Genomic DNA, 16,920 nt, shown 5'->3' with positions numbered 1-16,920 from the left:
TCAGGCTCCCTTCTTCGCACGGCGTTCGGTGGGCTGGGTCACCCGGTCCAGCATCAGGCCGAGGCAGACGATCGCCGCGCCGGCCACCAGACCGGTCGCCAGGTCGCCCTGGGCGAGGCCGAAGACGACGTCGTAGCCGAGGGCGCCACCGCCGACCAGGCCGCCGATGACGACGACGGCGAGGACCAGCACGAGGCCCTGGTTGACGGCGAGCAGCAGCGCCGGGCGGGCCAGCGGGAGCTGCACCTGCCGCAGCTGCTGCCAGCTGGTCGCGCCGAGCGAACTGGAGGACTCCAGCGCGGCCGGGTCGACCTGGCGCAGGCCCTGGGTGGTGATGCGGACGACGGCCGGCAGCGCGTAGACGATCGCGGCGGCGACGGCCGGGGCGCGGCCGACGCCGAACAGGGCGACGACCGGGATCAGGTACACGAACTGCGGCATCGTCTGGAACACGTCGAGGACCGGGCGCAGCGCCCGCTCCAGGCGGTCGCTGCGGGCCGCCGCGATGCCGACGGCAAAGCCGACGACCAGGGTGACGGCGACGGCCGCCAGGACCTGGGAGAGGGTGTCGAGGGACGGCTTCCAGACGCCGAGGACGCCGATCGCGGCCATGGCGAGGACGGCGGTGAGCGCGGTGCGCCAGGTGCCGATGACCCAGGCCAGGGCGGCGACGATCAGCAGCACCGACCACCAGGGCAGCGCCTGCATGCCGTCGCGCATCGGGTCGAGGACCCAGGTGGTGAAGTGGCCCGCCCAGTCGGCGGTGCCGCCGACGACGGGGACGCCCGAGTACAGGTGCGCGGTCATCCAGTCGACGGCGCGGTTGACGGGCTCGGCGATGCCGACGACCCAGGAGTCGGGCCAGTCGAGGCGGCCCGCGAGCCGCCCGGCGACCGCCACGACGACGACGCCGGCGAGGGCGTAGAGCCAGCCGCGTCCGCTGTGGGGCTCGGGTTCGGCGCCGAGCTTCTCCCCCGCCGCGCCCGTGACGCGGTCGAGGACGACGGCCAGCAGCACGATCGGGATACCGGCGGCGAGGGCGGCACCGACGTCGACCGAGGCCAGGGCCTGGTAGACGCGGTCACCGAGACCGCCCGCGCCGATGACGGCGGCGATGACGGCCATCGACAGCGCCATCATGATCGTCTGGTTGAGGCCGAGGAGGAGTTCCTTGCGGGCCAGCGGGATGCGGGCGGTCAGCAGGCGCTGGCGCGCGGTGGAGCCGAGTGACTCGACGGCCTCCAGCACCCCCTTGTCGGCGCCGCGCAGCCCGAGCGAGGTCAGGCGGGCCATGGGCGGGGCGGCGTAGATGACGGTGGCCAGCACGGCCGCCGGGACGCCGATGCCGAAGACCAGCACGACCGGCAGCAGGTAGGCGAAGGCGGGCAGCACCTGCATGGTGTCCAGGACCGGCCGCAGCATGCGGTCCATCCGGTCGGACAGCCCGGCGGCGAGCCCGAGCAGCGCGCCGACGGCGACCGACGCGAGGACCGCGACGACCATCAGGGCGAGTGTCTGCATGGTCGGCACCCACATGCCGAGCAGGCCGCAGGCGAGGAACGCGGCGCCGGTGCCGAGGGCCAGCTTCACACCCGCCACGCGCCAGGCGACCAGGGCGCCCAGGGCCGTGACGCCCGCCCAGCCGACGGCCAGGAGGGTGAGGTAGACGGCCCGTACGGCGATGACGACGACGTTGCTGACGTGGCCGAAGAAGTAGAGGAACAGCGGGTGGCTGTCGCGGTTGTCGATGATCCAGTCGCTGGCCTTGGCGAGCGGCTCGGAGAAGTCGACGGTCAGGGCGCTCGGCCAGGTGCCGCTCGCCCAGCGGGCGTTGGCCAGCGGCACGAGGATCGCGGCGGCGAGGGCGAGCAGCAGCAGCTTGTGGACGGCCCGGTGCTTGAGGAGGGCGGGCAGGCCGACCCGGGGCGGGTTCGCGGTGATGGTCGCCATCACACCGCCTCCTTGGGCTGCTCCGTCCCGGGCGGAGCGGGCTGCTCCGTCCCGGCGACGACACCGAGGAGCGTGTCGGAGTCGACCACGCCCACGCACCGGCCCTCGTCGACGACCCGGGCCGGAGCGCCGGCGCGGGCGACCGCCTCGATCGCCTCGGACACCGTCGCGTCGGGGCGCACCGCTGGTCCGCTGCCGTCCTGGTCCGCCGAGGGGCGGCGCATGGCCGTACGGACGGTGAGGACCTGCTCGCGCGGGACGTCCCGGACGAACTCGCGGACGTAGTCGTCGGCCGGCGCGCCCACGATCTCCTCGGGCGTGCCCAGCTGGACGACCCGGCCGTCGCGCATCAGGGCTATGCGGTCGCCCAGCTTGAGGGCCTCCTGGAGGTCGTGGGTGATGAAGACCATCGTGCGGCCCTCCTCGTGGTGCAGCCGGACGACCTCCTCCTGCATGTCCCGCCGGATCAGCGGGTCGAGCGCGCTGAACGGCTCGTCGAAGAGCAGGACCTCGGGGTCGGCGGCGAGCGCGCGGGCCAGGCCGACGCGCTGCTGCTGGCCGCCGGAGAGCTGGCCGGGGCGGCGGTGCTCCATGCCTTCGAGGCCGACCTTGGCGACGACCTCGGCGGCCCGCTCGCGCCGCTCGGACTTGCCCATGCCCTGGATCTCCAGGCCGTAGGCGACGTTGTCGAGGACGGTGCGGTGCGGCAGCAGGCCGAAGTGCTGGAAGACCATCGCGGCGCGGTGGCGGCGCAGTTCGCGCAGCCGGGCGCGGTCCATGGCGCGGACGTCCTCGCCGTCGATGGCGATGGTTCCGGCCGTCGGCTCGATCAGCCGGGTCAGACAGCGCACCAGCGTGGACTTGCCGGAGCCGGACAGGCCCATGACGACGAAGACCTCGCCCTTGCGCACGTCGAAGCTGACGTCGCGGACGGCGGCGGTGCAGCCGGTGCGGGAGCGCAGCTCGGCGGGGTCGAGGGCGGTGAGCTCGGGGTCGGCGGGAACGCGGTCGGCCTTGGGGCCGAACACCTTCCACAGGCCCTCCACCGAGAAGACGGGGGTGGTGTCCGTGTCCATGGTCTGCTCCGTGGGGGGTTCGAGGGTCGGGATCTCGGTCACCGGTCACCACCACCGATCAGCTCGGCGGCCTTCTCACCGACCATGAGCACTCCGATCATCGGGTTGACGGTGGTCATCGTGGGGAACACGGAGGCGTCGGCGATGCGGATGCCCTCCAGGCCGCGGACGCGCAGCTCGGGGTCGACGACGGCCTGCCGGTCGTCGGCGGCGCCCATCTTGCAGGTGCCGGCGGGGTGGTAGACGGTGTGCGCGACCTTGCGGGCGTACTCGCTGAGCTCCTCGTCGCCGGTGACGTCCGGGCCGGGGGCCACCTCGCGCTTGAGCCAGCCGGCCAGGGGCTCGGTCTTGGCTATCTCGCGGGCGATCCTGATGCCGTCGACGAGGGTCTTGCCGTCGTAGTCGTCCTCGTCGGTGAAGTAGCGGAAGTCCAGGGCCGGCTTGACCTCGGGATCGGCGCTGGTGAGGTACAGCCGGCCGCGGCTCTTCGGCTTGGGGATGTTCGGGGTCATGGAGACGCCGAACTCCGGCCGCTGGTAGCCCAGTCGCTCCGGGTTGTCCGTGAACGGGATCTGGTAGAAGTGGAACATCAGGTCGGGGTGCGGCTGTTCGGGGTCGCGGCGAACGAACAGGCCCGCGTCGGAGTCCATCGCGGAGTTCTCCGGGATGGGGCCGTTGGTCTCCCAGACGATGACCGACTCGGGGTGGTCGAGCAGGTTCTCGCCGACTCCCGGCAGGTCGTGCGTGACGGGGATGCCGAGCTTCTCCAGGTCGGCCTTGGGGCCGATGCCGGAGTGCATCAGCAGCCGGGGGGAGTCCACGGCGCCGGCGCACAGCAGGACCTCGTTGCGCGCCTTGACGAGGATCTCCTCGCCGTCCTTGGTGCGCACATGCACGCCCTCGGCGCGGTTGCCGTCGAGCTGAAGCTTGTACGCCCAGGTCTCCAGCATGATCGTCAGGTTGGACCGCTCGTCCATCACCGGGTGGAGGTAGGCGACCGACGCCGAGGACCGCTTGTTGTTCTCGGGGTGGTAGGCGAGGTCGAAGAACCCGACGCCCTCGGTGAAGGGCTTCTTGTTGAAGCCCTCCACGCGCGGCACGCCCACCGCTTCCTGGGCCGCCTCGACGAAGTCGCGGGCGATGGCGTTCCGGTCCTTCTCGTCGACCGGGACGATGTTGTTCTTGAGCCGGGCGAAGTACGCCTCCATCTGCACCGCGCCCCACCCCTTGGCGCCGGCCTCCTCCCACTCGTCCCAGTCGGCGGGCAGCGGCTTGAAGGCGATCAGGGTGTTGTGCGAGGAGCAGCCGCCCAGGACGCGGGCCCGGCTGTGCCGGATATGCGAGTTTCCGCGTGGCTGTTCGGTGGTGGGGTAGTCGTAGTCGAGCTCGCCGCCGAGCAGGCCCATCCAGCGACGCAGGGTCAGTACGTCGTCACGGCCGACGTCACTGGGGCCGCCCTCGATGACGGCGACGGTGACGTCCGGGTTCTCGGTCAGGCGGGAGGCGATCACGGAACCTGCGGTTCCGCCGCCTATCACGACATAGTCGTACTCATGGTTGGTGTGGGGCATGGCGTACTTGCTCCAGTGGGGATGAAATAAACGGGCTCGGGGACGGGGCCGTTCAGCCCGGGGTGTGGGGGTCAGCCCGGGATGAGGGGTCGGCGGCCCGGCGGGGGGTGGGGGTCAGCCCGCGAACCAGCGCACCGGCTTGGGAGCGAGGTTCTGGTAGACGTGCTTGGTCTCCCGGTACTCGGCCAGTCCGGCGGGGCCGAGTTCGCGGCCCACTCCGCTCTTGCCGAAACCGCCCCACTCCGCCTGCGGCAGGTAGGGGTGGAAGTCGTTGATCCAGACCGTGCCGTGACGCAGCCGGCCGGCCACACGGCGGGCGCGGCCCGCGTCGGTGGTCCAGACGCCGCCCGCGAGTCCGTACTCGGTGTCGTTGGCGAGGGCGACGGCCTCGTCCTCGGTGCGGAAGGTCTCGACGGTGAGGACCGGCCCGAAGACCTCCTCCCGCACGACGCGCATCTCGCGGTGGCAGTGGTCGAGGACGGTCGGCTCGTAGAAGTAGCCGTTCTCCGGGCGCTGCGCGGACGGCTCGGGGCGCTTGCCGCCGGAGCGCAGCACCGCGCCCTCCTTGAGGGCGGACTCGACGTACATCTCGACCTTGGCGCGCTGCTGCTCGGAGACGAGCGGGCCGCACTCGACGCCGTCCTCGGTGCCGCGGCCGAGGCGGATCTTCTCGGCGCGCCGGGCGAGTTCGGTGACGAAGCGGTCCCGGACGGACTCCTCGATGATCAGGCGGGCGCCGGCCGAGCAGACCTGGCCGCTGTGGATGAAGGCGGCGTTGAGGGCCTGGTCGACGGCGGTGTCGAAGCCCTCCTCGGTGGCGCAGGCGTCGGCGAAGACGACGTTGGGGTTCTTGCCGCCGAGTTCGAGGGCGACCTTCTTGACGGTGGGCGCGGCGGCCTGGGCGACCTTGGTGCCGCTGATCAGGCCGCCGGTGAAGGAGACCAGGTCGACGTCGGGGTGCTCGGACAGGCGCGCGCCGACGGAGTGGCCCGGGCCGGTGACGATGTTGGCGACGCCCTCGGGGAGACCGGCCTCGACGAGCAGCTCGATGAGCGCGATCGTCGTCATCGGGGTGATCTCGCTCGGCTTGATGACGAAGGTGTTGCCGGCGGCCAGGGCGGGGGCGATCTTCCAGCTGGCCTGGAGCAGCGGGTAGTTCCAGGGCGTGATCATCGCGCAGACGCCGATCGGCTCGTGCACGACGACGCTGTGGATGTCGGTCGAGCCCGCGTCCACGACCCGGCCGGGGGCCTCGCCCGCGACCAGGTCGGCGAAGTAGCGGAACGCGTCGGCGACGCAGTCGATGTCGACGCGGCCCTCCTCGACGGTCTTGCCCGCGTCCTGGGCCTCCAGCCGGCCGAGCTTCTCGCGGTCCCGCACGAGCAGGCCGGCGACGCGCCGCAGCAGCGCGGCCCGCTCGGCGACGGGCGTCTGCGGCCACGGCCCCTCGTCGAAGGCGCGCCGGGCCGCGGCGATCGCCAGATCGGTGTCCTTCTCGTCGCCTTCCGCGACCACGGCGAAGGGCAGGGCATCCGCGGGGTCGAGGATCTCGCGGGTGGCCCCGGAGGTGGCCGCCCGCCACTCTCCTCCCGCATGGATGGTTTCGCGTGCCTGAAGTTCGGTACTTTCCGCCATGATCGCTCTTCGCCTTCCGTTCCTGATCAGCGCCCCTGTGTCACATTCGTGTCACTAAGAGACCGAGTTCGCCTGCCCGACTCCCTCGGATGCATGCGCGTCGATGGCCGAAAGTGCGCTGTGTCACGGGAGATGCGGACGAACAGGAACAAAAGGTGCGGAGATCCGGCTCGCGGACCTCGGCTCACCTGGGCCGGAAGCGAGGGGCCGCCTCGGACGGGGGACCACCGATCTGTGGAAAGCCCGCAGGCCCCGCACCGGACGTCCGGTGCGGGGCCTGCGTACGGAGAGTCGCGAGCGGCTCCGGTCAGATGAGGCCGAGGCCGCGGACCGCCTCGCGCTCCTCCTCGAGCTCCTTGACGGAGGCGTCGATCCGGGCGCGGGAGAACTCGTTGATCTCCAGGCCCTGGACGATCTCGTACGTGCCGTCCTTGGTGGTGACGGGGAAGGAGGAGATCAGGCCCTCCGGCACGCCGTAGGAGCCGTCCGACGGGATGCCCATGGAGACCCAGTCGCCGTCGGCGGTGCCGTTGACCCAGCTGTAGACGTGGTCGATCGCGGCGTTGGCGGCGGAGGCGGCCGACGAGGCGCCACGGGCCTCGATGATGGCGGCGCCGCGCTTGGCGACGGTCGGGATGAAGTCCTCGGCCAGCCACTTCTCGTCGTTCACGACCTCGGCGGCGTTCTTGCCGGCGACCGTGGCGTGGAAGATGTCGGGGTACTGGGTGGCGGAGTGGTTGCCCCAGATGGTCAGGCGCTTGATGTCGGCGACCGTCGAGCCCGTCTTCTTCGCGAGCTGGGTCAGCGCGCGGTTGTGGTCCAGGCGGGTCATCGCGGTGAAGCGCTCGGCCGGTACGTCCGGCGCGGCGGCCTGGGCGATGAGGGCGTTGGTGTTGGCCGGGTTGCCGACGACCAGGACCTTGATGTCGTCCGCGGCGTGGGCGTTGATGGCCTGGCCCTGCGGCTTGAAGATGCCGCCGTTGGCCTCCAGCAGGTCGCCGCGCTCCATGCCCTTGGTGCGGGGGCGGGCGCCGACGAGCAGGCCGACGTTGGCGCCGTCGAAGGCGACGTTCGGGTCGTCGGTGATGTCGATGCCCTGCAGGAGCGGGAACGCGCAGTCGTCCAGCTCCATGGCCGTGCCCTCGGCCGCCTTCAGGGCGGGCGTGATCTCCAGCAGGCGCAGCTTCACCGGCACGTCCGCGCCGAGCAGCTGACCGGAGGCGATGCGGAAGAGCAGGGCGTAACCGATCTGGCCGGCCGCGCCGGTGACGGTGACGTTCACGGGAGTGCGGGTCATGGCGTTCTCCGTATGACAGCTGGCGGTGGGGCGGTCCCTGCCCCGGACGTTTGATCGATCTCTTGGCATCAAGAGATCCATCCAGCGGTCAGGCTACCGCGCATCCGGGATCTCGGACGTCCGGGTCGGTGTGGCCCGGCCCACAACTCCGGCCCGCCCTCGGGCACCCACCCGCCCCCACGCGAGAGGCGGCCGCCCGTCCGGGAGAGGAGGACGAAGGCGGCCGCCTGGGGGGATACCGACCATGCCGGACTCCCGTGGGGGTACGGTTCGCGTGCCCCCGATCCGGGCGGGCATTCCTCCTCTTCGGAAATTCCTCATCCGGGCCGCCCGCACAGGCGTTCCACGCCGGTGAGGGCGCGGGCCCGGCCCCGGTTGCTCCGCTGCGCGTCTAGTCGGTGCAGCCCTGCCCGCCGGCCGTCAGCGTCGCGCAGGCCTTGGCGTCGGCAGCGCCCTTCACGGCCACCATCGGGGTGTAGGCGATGGTGTCGCCGGCCGCGGTGATGCTGCCGGTCTGCTTCGCCTTGCCCGAGCTGATCTCGACCTCGTCGCCCTGTGCGGCCTGCGTGATACGCCCCCAGGCCGCCTTGCAGGTCTCGCTGTAGCGGACCTCGACGACGGTCGTGCCGACGGTCGCCTTCTGGGCCGTGGTCACCAGGTCACCGCTGCACCCCATGGCCTCCGCGTCCTTGCCGGTGCAGTCGGCGCCGCTGCACTTCACACCGGGCGGCAGCTTCGGGTCGGTGCTGACGGTCGGCGAGGGCGACTTGGCGCCGCCCTTGGCCTCGTCACCGCCACCGCCTCCGGTCAGGTAGAACGCGCCGGCGATCACCACCAGCACGCCCACGACACCCGCGACGAAGGTCGCGGTCCGCTTCTTGCCCGCGGGGGCGGAGGGGGCGCGGCGGGTCCCGCCGGCACCACTGCCGCCCGCGCCGCCGGCCCGTGCCGGGACGGCGTCCTGCGGTTCGCCGTACGAGCCGGCGCCGGGAGTCCGGCCGCCGGGCGATCCCGCGGAGGTTCCGGGACGTGCGCCGGGCCGGGATCCCCGGTCCGCACCGGGCCCGGCGGAACGACTGCCCGTCGGCGACGGGCCCTGGTAACCGGCCAGCCCCCACGAGTTGACCTCGGGCGCGGCGTCCCGGCCGCTCTCCTCCCGCACACCCGCGCCGCTGGAGTCCTGGACCTCGGGGGCCGTCGGCTGCGACGGCACCGTCGGAGCCACACCGGCCGGCCCCGCGATGCCCGGCGTGACCGTGGTGCCGCCGCTCTGGCGGGCGGGCTTGCCTCCGCCCGCCGAGGCCGCTCTGCCCTCGCCCGCCGAGGCCGCCTTGCCGCCGGCCGAGGGGTCGGTGAAGTCCTGCCCGCCGAACTCCCCGAGCGCGGCGCGCGCCTGGGATATCCGGATGGCCTCCATCGTCATGTCGTGCCGCATCTCCGAGCGGCTCCAGGCGCGCTCGGCGAGCTCCCACATGGTGGTCAGGTGCACCGGATTGGTACCGGTGACCTCGGCCAGGGCCACGATCGCGCCCTTCGGCGCGAGCAGCCGGCCGTTCAGGTAACGCTCCCACGACGTCTTGCTGTAGCCCGTGCGGTCCGCCACCGACGCGATGCTCAGACCGCTGCGGTCCACGAGCCTGCGCAGCTGACTGGTGAACTCCCTGATCTGCGGATCGAGCTCATCCGGCAAGGCCTTCCAACGAGGCATTGCTCCCCCTCTTCCCCCCGTACGTGCTGATATTTCTCGCGCTGTTCGCCCCGCGCGTGGCGGCCTTGGCCGAGTCCCCGTTCTGGATACCCACAGGGATGCGCCCAGTCAGGATCTCAGTTCCCTGACGGGGGGCGCACAGGAGCATGGTGACCGCGCGCGGTACACCCTGGACCGTCCTGATTGTCCCTGCCAACCCCGGCGTCGCACCACTTTGTGCGGTATCGGAAGCGAGACGTACCGGAACTGTCACTTCCGTGCCACAGCGCACTGACAGCCGTTGAACAGGCTGTTCGCCGTGCAGGAGGGTGGTGCGTGACGGCGGCCCGTCCTTCCTCGGGGGAGAGGACGGGCCGCCGTCCCGTCACTCGTTGGTGACCGTGAAGTGCAGGGTGTCCTTCAGGAACGGGATCTGCAGCCACGGGTCCGGCTGTGCCATCAGCGCCAGCATGACGATCACCAGGCCCAGCACGCCGTACGTGACGATGTCCGTGAAGCGGGAGCGGACGGCGAGCATGCCGACGTCCGGCAGCAGCCAGCGCATCGCGCCGCCGCCCAGCAGGGCGACACCGATCAGCAGCGTCCCGATCCGGAACTGGCCGAAGGCCGTGACCAGCAGTCCGACCCCGGCCAGCCCCAGCACGGCGAGCACGGGCCACTGCCGCGCCGGCGCGGGAGCGTCCCCGGGCGCGGCCCGGCCGCCGCCCTCGGGCCGCGCGGTGTCCTTGGTGAACAGCGGGAAGCGCCGGGTGACCCGCCGCGGCCGCCCCGCGGCGTCGGGCGCGCTGATGGGGTCCCGGACGGTCATGTCCTCCGGAGCCTCGTGCTCGCCCCGCGTCCCATGCCCCCCGGGGGTCTCGTCCCCACCCGGGGCCTCGTGCCCGCCCGGTGTCTCGTGCCCGCCCGGCGTCCCATGCCCCCCGGGGGTCTCGTGTCCGCCCGGGGCCTTGTGCCCGCTCTGGGCCCGGTGCTCAGCCGACACTGCGCTCCGCCGCCTCGACCACGTTCACCAGCAGCTGGGCGCGGGTCATCGGGCCGACTCCGCCGGGGTTCGGGGAGATGAAGCCGGCGACCTCGGCGACGTCGGGGTGGACGTCGCCCACGATCTTGCCCTCGGCGCTGCGTGAGACGCCCACGTCGAGGACGGCCGCGCCGGGCTTCACGTCCTCGGCGCGGATCAGATGGGCGGAACCGGCCGCTGCGACGATGATGTCCGCGCGCTTGAGGTGCGCCGACAGGTCGCGGGTCCCGGTGTGGCACTGCGTCACGGTCGCGTTCTCGCTGCGGCGGGTCAGCAGCAGCGGCATCGGCCGGCCGATGGTCACACCGCGCCCGACGACCACGACCTCGGCGCCCTTGATCTCCACGCCGTAGCGGCGGAGCAGCGTCAGCACGCCGTTCGGGGTGCAGGGCAGCGGGGCGGGCTCGTTGAGGACGAGGCGCCCCAGGTTCATCGGGTGCAGTCCGTCCGCGTCCTTGTCCGGGTCCATCAGTTCGAGGATGCGGTTCTCGTCGATGCCCTTGGGCAGCGGCAGTTGCACGATGTACCCGGTGCAGGCCGGGTCCTCGTTCAGCTCGCGGACGGCGGCCTCGATCTCCTCCTGGGTCGCCGTGGCGGGCAGTTCGCGCTGGATGGAGGCGATGCCCACCTGCGCGCAGTCGCGGTGCTTGCCGGCGACGTACTTCTGGCTGCCGGGGTCGTCCCCGACCAGGATCGTGCCGAGGCCGGGCGTGACGCCCTTCTCCTTCAGCGCCGCCACGCGGGCGGTCAGATCGGACTTGATCGCGGCTGCGGTGGCCTTGCCATCGAGAATCTGGGCGGTCATGGCTCCATCCTCGCGGATGACCCCGCCGCGGTTCCAATCCGGCCGCAATCCGGGCACCGCGGGGTCCGTCCTCCCGTATCCGCCCATGATCAGCGATGTTGCACTTGCACAACACATCGGGAATGCGGCTGGACAAGCCGGTCAGTGGTGAAGAACGATGACCGGACAAGTACCGCGGGCAGCTCAACGGGGGGACGGTCGCAATACTGAAGATTTCCTCCGTGCGGGATGTCACGCGTCGTCCCCGCACCAGGACCAACGGAGGAAAGTCCCCCATGAGCTACGGCGACCCGAACAACCCCTACGGCGCTCCCCAGGGGCAGCCGCAGCAGCAGCCGGGCTACGGCTACCCGCAGGACCAGGGGCAGGCTCCCGGTTACGGCTACCCGCAGGCCCCTCCGGTCTCCCCCTACGGCGGCCCCGCCGCGCCGACCACGATGCCCGGCTCGGTGGGCGCGGCCCGCGTGATGATGTGGGTGATCGTCGGTCTGCAGGTCGTCGGCATCGCCATCTTCGCCTTCGCCGCCGCGGCCCTGAACGCCGCGAAGGACGACGCGTCCCTCAAGGACAACACCGCCTTCCAGGACCTGGTCGGTGACTCGACCGGCGTGATCTGGGGCTACGTGGTCTTCGGCCTGGCCTGGCTGGTGTTCGCCGCCGTCCTGGCGACGAAGTTCAAGAACGGCGGCAACGGCGCCCGGATCACCATCCTGGTCTTCGCCATCATCACGGCGGTCCTCGGCATCTACCCGTTCCTCCTCGTGGGCCTGGTGCACACGGTCCTCGCCATCCTGGTGGCCGTCTTCGTCGGCAACGCCAACGGCAAGGCCTGGTTCAACCGGCCCCGTTACTGAACGGACCGGGTCCACCGGACCAGTTCACGCCAATCACTTCCAAGGGCCGTGTCTCACCCGTACGAGGGGGGCACGGCCCTGGTGCGTCGCCCTAACCTGACGGTGGTAGCTGTTCAGGCACGGGGAGAGCACCTTGTTCAGCATCATCGTGGTACCTCCGCCGACCACGGAGGACGAGCGAAACCGCACCCCCATCACCCGCCCACCCGGCGAACGCCGCGCGTACGGGCGCTTCGCGTACGGGCGCTTCGCGTACGAGCCCTGCGCGTACGGCACGTTCCGGATCCTCGGCCGTCCTGACCGGGCCGGGGCGACCCGGTGACCGAGGCCTACGCCGTACCCGTGCCCAAGGGCTACCGGGTCGGCGACTGGGAGGTGCGCGAGCCCATCGCGACGGGCGCCTTCGGCAGTGTGTACGCGGCCCGGCGCGTCGGTGCCGGCACCGAACTGCCGCCCACGGCCGCGCTGAAGTTCCTGCCCACCGGGACGGCCACGCCCCGCCGGCTGGCCCACCTGCGCGAACTGATCGAGCGGGAGGTCGAGCTGTACCGGCGGCTGAGACAGCCGCGGCTGGTGCGGATGTACCAGACACTGACGGTCGACGACCCGGGCCGTCCGGAGCTGGACGGGGCCACCGTCCTCGTCCTGGAGAAGGCCGAGGGCTCCCTGTCGGCCCTGCTCGCCGCGGCGCCCCGCCCCGCGGCCGGCCCGGCACTGCTCGCGCAGATCGCCGAGGGCCTCGCCCAACTGCACGACGCCGGCTGGGTGCACGGCGACCTGAAGCCGGCCAACGTGCTGCTGATGGCGGACGGTTCGGTCCGTCTGGCCGACTTCAACCTGGCCGCCGAGCTGGAGGGCACCCACGCCTACACGCCGGCCTTCTCCACCCCCGACTACACCCCGCCGGAGCTGCTGTGGACCGAGATCGGCGAACGCGGCCGCCGTATCCGCCCCTCCGCCGACATCTGGGCCTTCGGCGTCCTCGCCCACCTCGTGCTCGCCGGCGCCTTCCCGCTGCCCGGCGCCACCCCGGCAGCCCGCCGTGACGCGGCGGCGGCCTACGCCCGCGGCGTCGACCAGCTGCGCCTGTCGCCGGAGCTGCCGGACGACTGGCGGGAGGTCGTGGGGGCCTGTCTGACCCGGACGCACCAGCAGCGCATCGGCGGTGCGGCACTGCTGCGCCGTGTGACGGCGGCCGCAGGCCAGGGCCGGCGCGTCTTCCGCCCGTCCGCGCTGCGCTCGGCCCGCCGCCGCTCGCGCCGCGGGTCCCTCGCGGCCGTCCTGGCCGCGGCCGCCGCGGCCCTGGCCGCCCTGCTGGCCTACGGCATCGGCGTCTCGGCCGGAGGGGACGGCACCGGCAGCGCTCCCGGCGCGACGGCGAACGTCTCGGCCGCGGCCTACGGCGCCTCCGAGCTCCGCACCGACCGGGGCGTGCCGCCCGCCTACCGCCTGCTGATCGTCGAGACGGCACACGACTGCGACCAGGAGGAGGTCAGCCCGGCCCTGATCGCCGCCATGCTGAAGGTGGAGAGCGACTTCGACCCGGACCTCTCCGACCCCGCGAACGACGAGTACGGCATCGCCCGCTGGACCCCGCGCGTCCTGCGCTGGTGGATGAACGAGGACGGCGCCCCCGGCGAGACGGTCCCCGAGCCTCCCTTCCCGCCGGCCGAGTCCATCCCCGCGATGGGCCGGTACCTCTGCTGGATCGCCCCGCGCCTGCACGGAGACCTGCCGGGCGACCGGCGCGTCCTCGTCGCCGCCGCGTACCGCAGGTCGTACCGCACGGTGAACAAGACGGGCGGCGTGCCCCCGGACGTCCGCGACTACGCCGACCGCGTCGCGCACTTCTTGAAGGACTACGAGCCCGAGGGCCGGAAGTGACTCCTACGCAAGGACTCTCGGGGGGGCCGTCGTAAATGACCGGTCCAACCGGCCGGGGCATGCGAACATGCTCTCGATTCCGACCAGTTGGAGAGAGGTTCACGCATGAGACTCACCCGCGGTGCCCTGCTCGTCGCCGCCGGCGCCCTCGCCCCCGCCCTCCTGTTCACCACACCGGCCTTCGCCACCGGCACGGCTCCCGAGGCGGTGGTGGCGGCCTCACCGGCGGACGGCACTCCGGTGGACCAGATGTCGGAGGAGGAGCTGCGGATCGCGATCCTGCGCATCCTGGCCGACGAGGACACCGGCCGCGGTGTCACCCGTGAGGCCAACGAGGCGCTCGACGGCACCGTGGAGGACATGCGGGAGTTCCTGAAGTCCGGCTACCGCCTGGCCCAGGCCGAGGACGACCGCGTCGCCATCGTCCGCATCATCGGCGACCCCGACTCCGGCCGCGGCGTCAAGCGCGAAGCCACCAAAGCCCTCGACACCAACACCCCGGAAGCCCTGCGCGCCTTCCTCGAAACCGGCCACCGCCTCGCCCAGGCTGAGGACGACCGCGTCGCCGTCGCCCGCATCCTGGCCGACCCGACCATCAGCGCGGCCCTGCGCGCGGCCGCCGAGGACGTCATCGACGGCACTCCGGAGGAACTGCGGTACTTCCTGGAGACCGGGCGGTACGAGGTCTGACGCCTGACATGGCCGGAGCGGGCCGGTGGGGTTCCGCCGGCCCGCTCCGTCGTCAACGGCTCAGTGGAAGAAGTGCCGCGTCCCCGTGAAGTACATCGTGATGCCGGCCTTCTGCGCGGCCTCCACGACCAGCTCGTCACGGACCGACCCACCGGGCTGCACGATGGCCTTGACGCCCGCGGCACCCAGGACGTCGATGTTGTCCGGGAACGGGAAGAACGCGTCCGACGCGACGTACGAGCCCCTGGCCCGCTCCTCGCCGGCCCGCTCCACCGCGAGCTTGCAGGAGTCGACGCGGTTGACCTGCCCCATGCCGACGCCGACCGAGGCACCGTCCTTGGCGAGCAGGATCGCGTTGGACTTCACCGCGCGGCAGGCCTTCCACGCGAAGGCCAGCTCGGCCAGCTCGTCGGCGCTCAGCGCGTCGCCGGTCGCCAGCGTCCAGTTGGCCGGGTCGTCGCCGTCGGCCTGGAGGCGGTCGGTGACCTGGAGCAGCGCACCGCCGTCGATGGGCTTGATCTCGACGGGCGCGGCGGGCCCGTCGGCGCAGCGCAGCACACGGATGTTCTTCTTCTTGGTGAGGGCCTCCAGCGCGCCGTCCTCATAGTCCGGCGCGACGATGACCTCGGTGAAGATCTCCGCGACCTGCTCCGCCATCTCCTTGCTGACCGGGCGGTTGACCGCGATCACGCCGCCGAACGCCGACAGCGGGTCACAGGCGTGCGCCTTGCGGTGCGCCTCGGCGACGTCCGCGCCGACGGCGATGCCGCAGGGATTGGCGTGCTTGATGATCGCGACGGCCGGCTCGGCGTGGTCGTACGCGGCGCGGCGGGCGGCGTCCGTGTCCGTGTAGTTGTTGTACGACATCTCCTTGCCGTGCAGCTGCTCGGCCTGGGCGAGGCCGCCCGTGCCGGAGACGTAGAGCGCGGCGGGCTGGTGCGGGTTCTCGCCGTACCGCAGGGTGTGCTCGCGCTCCCAGGTGGCGCCGAGGAAGTCGGGGAACTGCGACTCGTCGACGGGCGCGTAGGAGGAGGCGAACCAGGAGGCGACGGCGACGTCGTAGGCGGCCGTGTGCTGGAAGGCCTCGGCGGCGAGCCGCTTGCGGGTGGCGAGGTCGAAGCCGCCGCCCTGGACGGCCTTGAGCACGTCGGCGTACCGGGCCGGGCTGGTGACGACCGCGACCGAGGGGTGGTTCTTGGCGGCGGCGCGGACCATCGAGGGACCGCCGATGTCGATCTGCTCCACGCACTCGTCGGGCGAGGCACCGGAGGCGACGGTCTCGCGGAACGGGTAGAGGTTCACGACGACGAGGTCGAACGGCTCGACACCCAGCTCGGCGAGCTGCTCGCGGTGGCTGTCCAGGCGCAGGTCGGCGAGGATGCCGGCGTGGACCCGGGGGTGCAGGGTCTTGACGCGGCCGTCCAGGCACTCGGGGAAGCCGGTGAGCTCCTCGACCTTGGTGACGGGGACGCCGGCAGCGGCGATCTTCGCGGCGGTGGAGCCGGTGGAGACGAGCTCGACCCCGGCCTCGTGGAGCCCGCGCGCCAGCTCTTCCAGGCCGGTCTTGTCGTAGACGCTGACGAGCGCCCGGCGAAGGGGCCGCTTGTTGCTCTCGGCGGTCACTGGATAACTACCTTTCGTCCCTCAATGCGATAGCCGTTGCGGGCGAGGCGCCCCACGACCTCGACGAGCAGCCTTCGCTCGACTTCCTTGATGCGCTCGTGGAGAGCGCCTTCGTCGTCCTCGTCCCGGATCTCCACCACGCCCTGCGCGATGATCGGCCCGGTGTCGACGCCGTCGTCGACGAAGTGGACGGTGCAGCCGGTGACCTTGGCGCCGTACGCGAGCGCGTCCCGCACACCGTGGGCTCCCGGGAAACTGGGCAGCAGCGCGGGGTGGGTGTTGACGAACCGCCCCCCGAACCGCGCCAGGAACTCCTTGCCGACGATCTTCATGAACCCGGCGGAGACGACGAGGTCGGGCTCGTACGCCGCGACGGCCTCGGCGAGGGCGGCGTCCCACTCCTCGCGGCTGCCGTGGTCCTTGACCCTGCACACGAAGGCCGGCAGCCCGGCGCGCTCGGCCCGCGCCAGCCCCTCGATGCCCTCGCGGTCCGCGCCGACGGCCACGATCTCGGCCCCGTACTCCGGTGCGCCGACGGCGGCGATCTCGTCGAGCAGCGCCTGGAGGTTGGTGCCGGATCCGGAGACCAGCACGACGAGGCGCTTGGCGCGCGGGGCCACGGGCTTGGCGGCCACGGTGGGGGCCTTTCTCGGGGAAGCGTCTGTCCAAGGCGGCCGACACCCGACGTTTTGTACATTCATACGAATGCTTTGCGTCCCCGGATACGGGGAAGCCTACGAACCGGCCGACCGTCAGCAACGATACCGGCACACCGGGCGGCCCCCACGGGACGGGGGCAAGGCCGG

14 protein-coding genes are annotated in these 16,920 nt (G+C 72.1%); 4 read left to right on the top strand and 10 right to left on the bottom strand.

Annotated features, from left to right (window positions below; genetic code table 11):
* From RFN52_RS24990 to RFN52_RS24955, 8 genes are all read right to left on the bottom strand, one after another.
* A complete protein-coding gene (locus RFN52_RS24990) occupies positions 1–1,950 on the bottom strand; it encodes an ABC transporter permease (protein ID WP_184849170.1) in 1,950 nt (649 codons plus the stop codon).
* Positions 1,950–3,026: a quaternary amine ABC transporter ATP-binding protein gene (locus tag RFN52_RS24985; protein ID WP_184854022.1), complete on the bottom strand. Its 1,077-nt coding sequence runs from the start codon at positions 3,024–3,026 to the stop codon at positions 1,950–1,952. Before RFN52_RS24985 ends, RFN52_RS24990 begins: the two co-directional genes overlap by 1 nt.
* 38 nt (positions 3,027–3,064) lie before the next feature.
* Positions 3,065–4,597 carry a GMC family oxidoreductase gene (locus RFN52_RS24980; RefSeq protein ID WP_184849168.1) on the bottom strand — a complete coding sequence of 511 codons (1,533 nt, stop codon included), beginning with the start codon at positions 4,595–4,597 and terminating at the stop codon, positions 3,065–3,067.
* A gap of 114 nt (positions 4,598–4,711) precedes the next feature.
* Entirely contained in the window at positions 4,712–6,232 is a 1,521-nt protein-coding gene (locus RFN52_RS24975) for an aldehyde dehydrogenase family protein (RefSeq protein WP_184849165.1), read from the bottom strand.
* A gap of 307 nt (positions 6,233–6,539) precedes the next feature.
* The gene (locus RFN52_RS24970) at positions 6,540–7,529 is read right to left on the bottom strand and encodes a malate dehydrogenase (RefSeq protein ID WP_184849163.1); all 990 of its coding nucleotides are present in this window, start codon (positions 7,527–7,529) and stop codon (positions 6,540–6,542) included.
* A gap of 391 nt (positions 7,530–7,920) precedes the next feature.
* On the bottom strand, positions 7,921–9,219 hold the full coding sequence (locus RFN52_RS24965) for a helix-turn-helix domain-containing protein (RefSeq protein ID WP_311241052.1): 1,299 nt from the start codon (positions 9,217–9,219) through the stop codon (positions 7,921–7,923).
* A gap of 382 nt (positions 9,220–9,601) precedes the next feature.
* Positions 9,602–10,045 (bottom strand): DUF3017 domain-containing protein, encoded by a 444-nt coding sequence (locus RFN52_RS24960; protein ID WP_184849159.1) that lies wholly within the window; start codon positions 10,043–10,045, stop codon positions 9,602–9,604.
* Positions 10,046–10,208: 163 nt separating this feature from the next.
* Positions 10,209–11,063: a bifunctional methylenetetrahydrofolate dehydrogenase/methenyltetrahydrofolate cyclohydrolase gene (locus RFN52_RS24955; RefSeq protein ID WP_059423424.1), complete on the bottom strand. Its 855-nt coding sequence runs from the start codon at positions 11,061–11,063 to the stop codon at positions 10,209–10,211.
* Between the two features lie 275 nt (positions 11,064–11,338).
* On the opposite strand from RFN52_RS24955, the gene RFN52_RS24950 reads away from it, so the two are divergent.
* From RFN52_RS24950 to RFN52_RS24935, 4 genes are all read left to right on the top strand, one after another.
* Positions 11,339–11,917, top strand: a complete 579-nt coding sequence (locus RFN52_RS24950; protein WP_184849157.1) for a hypothetical protein — start codon at positions 11,339–11,341, stop codon at positions 11,915–11,917.
* Between the two features lie 133 nt (positions 11,918–12,050).
* Positions 12,051–12,239 carry a hypothetical protein gene (locus tag RFN52_RS24945; protein ID WP_184849155.1) on the top strand — a complete coding sequence of 63 codons (189 nt, stop codon included), beginning with the start codon at positions 12,051–12,053 and terminating at the stop codon, positions 12,237–12,239.
* On the top strand, positions 12,236–13,801 hold the full coding sequence (locus RFN52_RS24940) for a protein kinase domain-containing protein (protein ID WP_184849153.1): 1,566 nt from the start codon (positions 12,236–12,238) through the stop codon (positions 13,799–13,801). Before RFN52_RS24945 ends, RFN52_RS24940 begins: the two co-directional genes overlap by 4 nt.
* Before the next feature lie 105 nt (positions 13,802–13,906).
* Positions 13,907–14,491, top strand: a complete 585-nt coding sequence (locus RFN52_RS24935) for an ALF repeat-containing protein (protein WP_184849151.1) — start codon at positions 13,907–13,909, stop codon at positions 14,489–14,491.
* A gap of 60 nt (positions 14,492–14,551) precedes the next feature.
* Here the strand turns inward: RFN52_RS24935 and purH are convergent, their stop codons facing one another.
* On the bottom strand, positions 14,552–16,114 hold the full coding sequence (gene purH, locus RFN52_RS24930) for a bifunctional phosphoribosylaminoimidazolecarboxamide formyltransferase/IMP cyclohydrolase (RefSeq protein ID WP_184849149.1): 1,563 nt from the start codon (positions 16,112–16,114) through the stop codon (positions 14,552–14,554).
* Entirely contained in the window at positions 16,111–16,749 is a 639-nt protein-coding gene (gene purN / locus RFN52_RS24925; RefSeq protein WP_184849147.1) for a phosphoribosylglycinamide formyltransferase, read from the bottom strand. Before purN ends, purH begins: the two co-directional genes overlap by 4 nt.
* Positions 16,750–16,920 lie beyond the last annotated feature (171 nt).

This window comes from Streptomyces collinus, assembly GCF_031348265.1.
Classification (GTDB): Bacteria; Actinomycetota; Actinomycetes; order Streptomycetales; family Streptomycetaceae; genus Streptomyces; species Streptomyces collinus.
The sequence above is the reverse complement of the archived record's forward strand: the minus strand, read 5'-3'. Positions and strand labels throughout refer to the sequence as shown.

Excerpts from the sequence above, each read along its gene's own strand:
- RFN52_RS24990 (WP_184849170.1), bottom strand. The coding sequence starts at position 1,950 with ATGGCGACCATCACCGCGAACCCGCCCCGGGTCGGCCTGCCCGCCCTC.
- RFN52_RS24985 (WP_184854022.1), bottom strand. The coding sequence starts at position 3,026 with ATGGACACGGACACCACCCCCGTCTTCTCGGTGGAGGGCCTGTGGAAG.
- RFN52_RS24980 (WP_184849168.1), bottom strand. The coding sequence starts at position 4,597 with ATGCCCCACACCAACCATGAGTACGACTATGTCGTGATAGGCGGCGGA.
- RFN52_RS24975 (WP_184849165.1), bottom strand. The coding sequence starts at position 6,232 with ATGGCGGAAAGTACCGAACTTCAGGCACGCGAAACCATCCATGCGGGA.
- RFN52_RS24970 (WP_184849163.1), bottom strand. The coding sequence starts at position 7,529 with ATGACCCGCACTCCCGTGAACGTCACCGTCACCGGCGCGGCCGGCCAG.
- RFN52_RS24960 (WP_184849159.1), bottom strand. The coding sequence starts at position 10,045 with ATGACCGTCCGGGACCCCATCAGCGCGCCCGACGCCGCGGGGCGGCCG.
- RFN52_RS24955 (WP_059423424.1), bottom strand. The coding sequence starts at position 11,063 with ATGACCGCCCAGATTCTCGATGGCAAGGCCACCGCAGCCGCGATCAAG.
- RFN52_RS24950 (WP_184849157.1), top strand. The coding sequence starts at position 11,339 with ATGAGCTACGGCGACCCGAACAACCCCTACGGCGCTCCCCAGGGGCAG.
- RFN52_RS24935 (WP_184849151.1), top strand. The coding sequence starts at position 13,907 with ATGAGACTCACCCGCGGTGCCCTGCTCGTCGCCGCCGGCGCCCTCGCC.